8 protein-coding genes and 1 pseudogene are annotated in these 8542 nt (G+C 36.4%); 4 read left to right on the top strand and 5 right to left on the bottom strand.

Features of this window, described 5'->3' with window-relative positions; genetic code table 11:
- The coding region (gene treC, locus V7083_RS12730) for an alpha,alpha-phosphotrehalase (protein WP_335478254.1) at window positions 1-1513 on the bottom strand (1513 nt) is incomplete at its 3' end.
- 73 nt (window positions 1514-1586) lie between these two features.
- Complete coding sequence (treP, locus tag V7083_RS12735; protein ID WP_335478256.1) at window positions 1587-3011, bottom strand: PTS system trehalose-specific EIIBC component; 1425 nt, start codon at window positions 3009-3011, stop codon at window positions 1587-1589.
- A gap of 653 nt (window positions 3012-3664) precedes the next feature.
- On the opposite strand from treP, the gene V7083_RS12740 reads away from it, so the two are divergent.
- Complete coding sequence (locus V7083_RS12740; RefSeq protein WP_335478258.1) at window positions 3665-4213, top strand: GNAT family N-acetyltransferase; 549 nt, start codon at window positions 3665-3667, stop codon at window positions 4211-4213.
- Window positions 4214-4293: 80 nt separating this feature from the next.
- Window positions 4294-4704 carry a VOC family protein gene (locus V7083_RS12745; RefSeq protein WP_335478260.1) on the top strand — a complete coding sequence of 137 codons (411 nt, stop codon included), beginning with the start codon at window positions 4294-4296 and terminating at the stop codon, window positions 4702-4704.
- A gap of 47 nt (window positions 4705-4751) precedes the next feature.
- Here V7083_RS12745 and V7083_RS12750 read toward each other — a convergent pair whose 3' ends face one another.
- Window positions 4752-5144 carry a thiol-disulfide oxidoreductase DCC family protein gene (locus tag V7083_RS12750; protein WP_335478262.1) on the bottom strand — a complete coding sequence of 131 codons (393 nt, stop codon included), beginning with the start codon at window positions 5142-5144 and terminating at the stop codon, window positions 4752-4754.
- 106 nt (window positions 5145-5250) lie between these two features.
- On the opposite strand from V7083_RS12750, the gene V7083_RS12755 reads away from it, so the two are divergent.
- Together V7083_RS12755 and V7083_RS12760 are read left to right on the top strand one after the other, a co-directional pair.
- Window positions 5251-6324: an NAD(P)H-dependent flavin oxidoreductase gene (locus V7083_RS12755; RefSeq protein WP_335478264.1), complete on the top strand. Its 1074-nt coding sequence runs from the start codon at window positions 5251-5253 to the stop codon at window positions 6322-6324.
- A gap of 105 nt (window positions 6325-6429) precedes the next feature.
- A complete protein-coding gene (locus tag V7083_RS12760) occupies window positions 6430-7074 on the top strand; it encodes a phosphatase PAP2 family protein (protein WP_335478266.1) in 645 nt (214 codons plus the stop codon).
- A 79-nt stretch (window positions 7075-7153) separates the two neighbouring features.
- Here V7083_RS12760 and V7083_RS12765 read toward each other — a convergent pair whose 3' ends face one another.
- Both V7083_RS12765 and V7083_RS12770 read right to left on the bottom strand, forming a co-directional pair.
- Entirely contained in the window at window positions 7154-7822 is a 669-nt protein-coding gene (locus V7083_RS12765) for a DUF2642 domain-containing protein (protein ID WP_335478268.1), read from the bottom strand.
- Window positions 7823-7967: 145 nt separating this feature from the next.
- Window positions 7968-8542 (bottom strand): annotated as a pseudogene (locus tag V7083_RS12770) (hypothetical protein); the annotation flags it as partial.

The following is an 8542-nucleotide window of genomic DNA, read 5'->3' on the forward strand; positions in this document are numbered from 1 at the left end:
AAAAATGATTGATGACCAATAATGTTTCATTTTCATATGTTCTTGTATAGGCAAAAACGGCATCATCATGCTCGAAAAGTAGTTGGAAATCTCCCTCGGTAATGACATCATATTGTTTCCGCAATTGAATTAGTTTTTGGTAATGATAAAAGATTGAATCCTGTTGTTGAACCGCTTTTTCTGCATTAATTTCAGGATAATTGTTAGCAACCTCTATCCAAGGTGTTCCTGAGGTGAATCCAGCATGGTTACTCACATTCCATTGCACAGGAGTACGGGAATTATCACGTGATTTTTGTTTGAGAATCTCAAGAATTTCACTATCGGACAACCCTTCTTGTTTTTTGATGTTAAACATATTTAAAGATTCTACGTCGCGATATTGGTCAATGGAATGGAAGTTTGGATTGGTCATGCCGAACTCCTCGCCCTGATAAATATAGGGGGTGCCTTGTATCAAATGAAGGGCGGTTGCCAGCATTTTTGCTGATTCCTTATGATAGGTTCCATCACTTCCAAATCTAGAAACAGCCCGTGGTTGATCATGATTGCACCAAAATAGGGCGTTCCAGCCACCACCTTTATTCATTTCCACTTGCCATTTAGATAGGATATCTTTTAAGGCATAAAAGTCAAAGGGAGCTCTAGTCCATTTGTCGCCGTTTGGATAATCAACCTTCAGGTGGTGGAAACTAAACACCATATTTAATTCTTCACGATCAGGATTTGTATAGTTGATGCATTGATCAATCGAAGTAGAGGACATTTCACCAACTGTCATTATGTTATATTTCGAGAAAACCTTCTGATTCATTTCATGTAAAAACTCATGAATTCGCGGCCCATCGGTGTAAAATTTACGTCCATCGGTATCATCCTGAGGAAATTGCTGGTTTTTTGATATTAAATTAATGACATCTAAACGGAACCCATCGACGCCTTTTTTCAACCAGAAATGCATCATCTCATATAGTGCTTCTCTCACATTTTTATTTTCCCAGTTCAAATCTGCTTGAGTCACATCGAATAAATGCAGGTAGTATTGATCAGTCTTCTCATCATATTCCCATGCAGAACCACCAAATTTTGACTGCCAGTTATTTGGTGCCCGGCCATTTACGCTATCTTTCCAAATGTAATAGTCACGATATGGATTTTCTTTGGAGGACTTTGCCTGTTGAAACCATTCATGTTCCGTAGAAGTATGGTTGATCACGATATCCATGATTATTTTTATATCACGATTATGTGCTTCAGCTAAAAGCTGTTCAAAGTCTTTCATTGTTCCGTAATCTTCATGAATACTGTAATAATCACTGATATCATAGCCATTATCGCGTTGTGGCGATTTATAGATAGGAGTGAGCCACAAAACGTCCACACCTAATTGTTTTAAATAATCAAGTTTTTCAATAATTCCCTGTAAATCTCCGGTCCCTTTTCCGGTCGTGTCATTAAAGCTTTTTGGGTAGATTTGATAGACGACCGCTTTTTTCCACCATGCTGTTGACATTATAAACACCTGCCTAATTCTTTTAGTTCTTCAATGTAGAAAAGGAGGGAGTAGATCCCCCTCCTAGATGGAGTTATTTTTTAAAGGCAAATTTTTTCATGCGTGTTTTTGAAAAAATAAGCGTTAGCGTAAATGGGATTACAATCGCAACAACCATAGCAATCGCAAACATCACCATATGCTTAGGTTGAATAGATAAAATACCAGGTAAACCGCCAACACCAATAGAGTTAGCCATGACATTACTTCCTACGGATACGACAGCGGCGCACATGGAGCCAAGCATCGCAGCTAAAAATGGGAAGCCATATTTCAAGTTAATACCGAACATGGCCGGCTCCGTTACACCTAAGTAACAGGAAATCGCTGCTGGAATGGAAACTTGTTTTTCTTCTTCGTCTTTACGGTTAATGTAAATCATGGCCAGTACGGCAGAACCTTGAGCAATGTTAGATAGGGCGATCATTGGCCAAAGGTTAGTTCCACCAAGCTCACTCATTAATTGTAGGTCAATAGCATTGGTCATATGATGCAGGCCTGTTATAACAAGTGGGGCATAAGCAAATCCAAAGATTGCAGCAAATAACCAACCAAATGATGAGGTTAAGCTTGAGTACACGACTTTGGAAATTCCTGAACCGATACTCCAGCCTAATGGTCCTAAGATTGTATGAGCGATCAAAACAGTGGGAATTAATGCGAAAAACGGAACTACAATCATCGAGATAGAGTTTGGAACAATTTTTCGAAGTCTAGTTTCTAAGAATGCTAATGTGAAACCTGCTAGGATAGCCGGAATAACTTGTGCCTGATAACCAATCATTTTAACTTTGGCAAAACCAAAATCCCAATATGGAATTTCTTTTGCGCTAGCTACGCCATAAGCATTTAATAGTTGAGGTGAAACTAGTGTAATACCAAGAACAATACCAAGAATTTGGGACGCACCCATTTTTTTAGCAATCGACCAGGTAATTCCGACCGGAAGGAAGTGGAAGACAGCTTCACCGATCAGCCATAAGAATGAGTGGACTCCGGCCCAAAATTGGGAAACTTCAATTATTGTTTTTGTACCATTGTCTAATAATTTAATGTCACCTATAACATTCCGAAAACCAAGAATTAAACCACCAACAACCAAAGCAGGAATTAAAGGGGTGAAGATATCTGCAAGGTGGGCAATCATTCTTTGCAACCAGTTCATATTTTGCTTAGCTGCAATTTTAGCATCTTCCTTGGAAGTGCCATCAACACCGGCAAGTTTCGTAAAATCATTATAGAATGAAGCAACTTCATTCCCAATGATTACCTGGAATTGACCTGCCTGAGTAAATGTACCTTTTACGAGTTTAATGGATTCGATTTTTTGAATATCCGCAATGCTTGGATCATTAAGAACGAATCGCATGCGTGTTGCACAATGGGTAACGGCTGCAATGTTAGTCTTACCACCAATGTGTTCCAGCAGTTCTTTTGCTGGTTCTGTAAACTTTGACATATGTTTCTCCCCCTGTGGAAATGGATTTTTATTCCACTTTATTTATTAATGTTTCAAATCCCAACTTTTATACAGGATTCATTTGATGTACTTTTAACAACCTGTATATACAAGTTTTGATTACGTTTTCATTTTAACTTGTATATACAGGTTTGTCAACGAAGAATTTCAATTTTTTAATGGGTGTGTTTTTCTAAAAACTACGTTTTTATTAGTAAGAAGGGAAATGGTGTTTTGGAAAGGCTTATCACTACACGAGGGGAAAAAGTGAACGATCTTTAAAGAAATCTTTATACTGTGCCATGAAAATTATAAGTAAAAGTCATGAACTCACTAACATGCTTTACTACTTTAAATCATTGAAATATATATAGAAGAATGCTAAAATAAAATTGTTTAAATTCTTCTGAATTTAGACCTCCTAAATTTGGATCTTGGGCTTACCGGGTTCCTTTTAACCTTTGTTGAAATGACAAGGGTTCTTTTTATGTGAATACTTTTTGGTATTCAAAGTTAGAATAAAAAATTGGAGGATTGATGATGGGGTGGCATTCGCTACGATGTTAAATGCAATTCCATTTGATTTTTGAAAAAATTTTTTGAATAAATAAGTGTAATTTTTACATAAAACAATACCTCTTGGAGGCAACTTTATGGAATTTAGGACGTATGATTATTGGGATGATAAAATATGGGCTGAAGCAGGCCCCATCTATGAAAAGGCATTTGCCGGTAAAGGGGCTAAGCCGGAAAAAGTGATCCGTAACATGTTCAAAAAGCAGATTTGTTTTTTACAAATTGGTTTAATTGATGAAAAGGCCGTTGCGATAGCTTTAACAGGGAAATTACCTGGTAATCATGGTTTGGTAATCGATTATATGGCTGTTCGTGAGGATTGGCAGCATCTGGGTATTGGCCGTGAAATGGTCGATCGTATTAAGTATTGGGCCATTTCAAAGAATGAAATTGAAAGAATGATGATAGAGGTCGAAGCGGAATCAACTGCAGAAAACCTCTCCAGAATTCACTTTTGGGAAAACTGCGGCTTTTCTTTATCCGATTACGTTCACCACTACATATGGGTGCCGGAACCATATAAGGCTATGTATCTTGACTTGGTGCCAGGCACCTTTCTGCAATCCGGAAAAGAACTGTTCCAGTATATTGGTCAATTTCACAAGTTTTCGTTTCAAGGTGCTTAAAAATCTTCAAAAATTGCAGGTTTTATTTTAAGGAATGTTGTATATAATACGGAGGTTCATTTTGAAAAGGAGTGTATGGGATGAAGGGACAAACTACACCGTATTTTATGTTTAATGGTAATGCAAAGGAAGCGTTGGATTTCTATAAAAGTGTGTTTGGTGGAGAGATTTCTGAACTTCAAACATATGCGCAGGCCGGATATCAACATTCTCCTGAAGCAGCTGACCGTTTGATCCATGGACGTTTTAATAGTGGAGATTTATTTTTTATGGTTTCTGATTCTTCCCCAGGTTCAACTATTATTGCGGGAAACAACATTTCTTTAGTCATTAATTTGGAGAGTGACGATGAAATTCAAAACATCTTTGATGTTCTTAAGGAAAATGGGAAGGTTCATATGGAACTGCAAGATACATTTTGGGGAGCCCGTTACGCAAAAGTAGTAGATCAATATGGAATAGCATGGGATTTAAATTATCAAAAATCATAATAAATAAACAAAAAAGCACTTCGCGGTGCTTTTTTGCATTTACGATCCTAATCTAAAAACCTATTCTTCCATTTTGGAGAAGGAATCATACAGCTTTCTTTTTTACCAAACCATTTGTAACGGTTGTTTGCGATAAAATCATATATACCATTACGAATGGTGCTTGGGATAATAAAAAAGATAGCAAGCCATTTCCAGTAGCCAGCCAAATTCTGGCAAACTCGTAGAGCAGCATCTGATTTAAAGAAAACCTTGTCATGGTCAATTAATATGAAACTATTTATATCTGTATTTACATGATATTTTTTTAATAGGTTTTGACCCATTTTGCCTTGGATGGAAGCAAATTGAAAGTGTCCTTTTGGGTCTCGTTTTATGATGAATTGAACACTGCTGTTACAAAGATTGCAGACACCATCGAACAAGATAATTTGTTTCAAAATCTCACCAGCTTTACTTTTTCACTGTATTTATCTACTTAATTTTAACATATTTTATAAATACTCATTATAAACCAAATACGTCTTAATGAAGGGTGATAGGAACATGATGTGGAAGAATAATTTTACAAAGTTGCTGGGAATAGAATTTCCTCTGATTCAGGCACCTATGGCAGGAGGGGTTACAACACCTGAGTTAGTAGCGGCTGTTTCGAATGCCGGAGGACTAGGGATGCTTGGGGCCGGATATTTGAGTCCTGTCCAATTGCGGATGCAGATTAAGGAAATAAAAGCACGTACAGATAAGAATTTCGGAGTAAATTTGTTTGTGCCATCGCCGTATAAACAGAATCCAGAAAAATTAAATGAAACGAAGCAGCTGTTATCTCAGCTCATAGCTGAATTGGATGTTGAACAGCCCCCAATCCATTTACCAACATACGAAGAGGACCTCCAAATTTTTACAGAGCATGTTGATATTTTAATAGAGGAAAACATTCCAATTTGTTCGTTTACGTTCGGAATACCTCCTAAAGATTTGGGAACCAAATTAAAAGAACATTCGTCAATATTGATAGGAACAGCCACAACTGTTAACGAGGCAATTCTTAATGAAGAAGCAGGAATGGATGCTGTGGTAACGCAGGGGATGGAGGCTGGAGGCCATCGTGGAACATTCCTTATTGAGGATCAAAACAGTCTGATTGGTCTGATGTCACTTATACCACAAGCGGCAGATCATATTGCCATTCCCATTATCGCTGCTGGAGGAATCATGGACGGAAGAGGGTTGGTGGCGGCAAGGTGTCTTGGTGCTTCAGCGGTTCAAATGGGAACAGCGTTTTTGGTCTGTGAAGAAAGTGGTGCAAACCGGCAGCATAAAGAAGCAATCCTCCATGCCAACGAAGATCAAGTTGTGTTGACGAAGGCTTTCTCAGGTAAGCTAGCTAGAGGGGTAAAAAATCAATTTATTGAAAAAATTCAGCACTATGAGGCGAACCTCCCTGATTATCCACTACAAAATGAACTCACCAAAGTTATAAGAAAGGCAGCGGTACAATGTGGCAATAAAGAATTTATGTCCTTGTGGTCAGGACAGAGCCCAAGATTAGCGCAAGTACGAACTGTTCAAGAGTTATTCGATACACTCTGTAAAGAAGTGCAACAATTTAAATTTTAATCTAAAATAAAGGGAAATTTATGTAATTTGAAATAAATATGGTAAACTGGTATCAGTTCGACATTTTCTGCGATTAGATCGGGAAAGAAAGGGAGGAGGACAAAAGTGAAATTTCATATTATTAAAAAGGCTCCCTTCTTACTGCTTTTGTTGGTGTTGCCTGTGTTGGGCAAGATGTATGAATGGCTAAACAATCGACCACATCGGGCGGTTGATATTTCTACCACATTGGATCAATATATCCCCTTTATGCCCGTATTTATTATTCCTTATATCTTATGGTATGGGTATATTTTCATATATTTGGTTTATTTTTGTTTCAAAGATACCAAGGTTTATATTAAAACCATCATATTGATCGTGACAGCAGAATGTATTTGTTTCATAGTTTATTACTTTTTCCAAACCACCGTGCCAAGGCCTGAGGTGCTAGGTCACCATGCTCTTGAGAACCTTGTTAGGTATATCTATGAGAATGATCAGCCATTCAATTGTTTTCCAAGCATCCATGTATTAACGACTTTTGTGATCATTTTGGCATCACTACATATAAAAAACAAACATTTTCTAAATACAATAATGATCCATGTCATAGGGTCATTCATCATCATTTCCACTTTATTTGTAAAACAGCATGTTATATTCGATATGATTGGATCATTGTTCCTTGTAACATTTCTTTACGGTGTCACATTTGATCAATTATGGATTCATCAAAAATCAGAAACTGTCTACGCAAAGGACAAATAAAAGAGTGTCTACATGGACACTCTGTTTTTGTTTAGATTCACAAAAAGTTTGTTCACTCACCCTTCAAAAATCCGCTTTTTTAAGCCATATGAACTGTTTTGATATGTTGAAGATTGAGAAAAACGGGTTCCTCTTTAGCTGTAATTAACTCCACAAAATTATTTTTTATCGTTTGAATTTTGCCAATGACATTATCATTTTCTCCAATATTAAAAATAACCAATTCTCCAGTTAATTTATCAATTTGGACTTCAAAAGATCGAGCAAAAGTAATATTGTTGGGGTTCACCGGTAAACTTGAATTATTTAATCCATAGGGTCTTATATTATTAGTGTATGGGATTAACCATTTTAAGTGGTTCAAAGAAATGAACATCGTCTTATAAATGGGAGAGTAAAATACAAAGTAATTATTCATGATACTTAAAATATAGCCGTGCAATGTTTGTTTACTGGTTATATAAATTTCTGTGAAAATTCCTTTTGCGGCAGTAAGTGTTTTCCTTAAGGAAATTTCCTCGTTATGGTGGTCAAGGGGATTTGGTTCATTAGAAAAAGTAATTTCTTCAATTTCATCTTGCTTTAAATATTGCCAATTCTGACAATGGATGGAGGGAATATACAAATAATCCTGGCCGTTAAAAAGAACCCATAAATCACTTCCTACATCCACTAACATACCGCTAAGAATTTTCTTTCCAGATAACTCAAGTTTTACATACTTTCCGATATTTACCTTCATCTGCATTTATTCACATCCTTTCCTGCGGATGTCAAGTACAAAGTGGGAAGGGCCTTTTACCAAACTAATTGTTTAATAGCTTATTTTTTCGTTGAATACCCTAACTCACTAGTAAATGGTGGTTTTAATTTTTTGAGAACCATGATTAAAATCAATTAACAAATTTCTTTGAATTTGTCATCGGCCAACCGGTGTATGATGAAGTTCCAACAATATTCTCTTCTGAATAGAGATCACCTGCGAAACTCTTAGTTTTTTTCGATGATTGGGACTCCATATTGTTTTTCTTTGCTGTATTTTTTTCCTTTGTTTCTATATTATTTTTTATTTCTTTTTCATCTTGGCCTTTGACTGTTGTGGCAACTGATTCATTTTTAAGTCCGTGTGTGTGATGAGGAGCTCCGGGAGGTGTTGATGGAACAGGTTTAGAGAGTTTTAACTTTACTACCTTGGCGGATTCTTCTCTTTTAATAACCATATTGTTTCCGCTATACTTCTTTTCTTTTTTCTTGTCATTCTTTTCATTTTTTGAGGAAGATTTTGCTTTTTGACTTTTTTCCTCTTTATTGTTTTTTTCTTGTTTATTATTTTTTTCTTCCTCTTCTTTCCTTTGTTTATACTCCACTTTGTCCTTGGAATTGGAAGTAACTGCTTGATTGTTATTTTCTTTTGATTGTGATTGGGAATGATTTTGATTTTGATTTGAATCGTTTGATTGATTATTCT

The organism is Bacillus sp. JJ1764, from assembly GCF_036962145.1.
Taxonomy (GTDB): Bacteria; Bacillota; Bacilli; order Bacillales; family Cytobacillaceae; genus Neobacillus.